General features: G+C 50.7%; 1 protein-coding gene. It reads left to right on the forward strand.

The window, feature by feature from the left end; genetic code table 11:
- Positions 1–237: 237 nt before the first annotated feature.
- Positions 238–456: hypothetical protein (locus D7V77_RS45425; protein WP_233597582.1), on the forward strand; the 219-nt coding region annotated here is incomplete at its 3' end.

Consider the following 456-nt stretch of genomic DNA (forward strand, 5'->3'; position numbering starts at 1 on the left):
GTGGTGGGGAATAGCACCAGCCAGTCGCATGCAGTTTTCTGACATGTATTCCGGGAAGTCGTGCTGAAGTATGATCAATACCTTCATGGTTCCTCGGTAGTAGTCTTTGATCAAGTCCGGAACGTCGACGGCTTTCACGTGCTCACAGACGTAACTCAGCAAAGTCGATAGAATCTTGGTGAATGGGACCCATCCACCCCTGGCATCCAGCAGGAGTAGATCCGGCAAGAAGCGCCGGTGCGAGATAAGAGACAACCAGGCATAATAGAACCCGGGGAATCGTTGGGGACTAAGGAGAAGGAACGTCTCTGCGAGCCTCAGGAGAAAATCAGTTCGACCACTACCCGGGACATCGGCGAAGATGGTATCCACGTTGTGAAGGAGGGTGGAGAAGAAACGGAAGAAACCAGGTTAGCAAAAATGTTCACATTGTATAAGATGGTGATGATTGGGAAC

This window comes from Corallococcus sp. CA041A (assembly GCF_003612075.1).
GTDB classification, from domain to species: Bacteria; Myxococcota; Myxococcia; order Myxococcales; family Myxococcaceae; genus Corallococcus; species Corallococcus exiguus.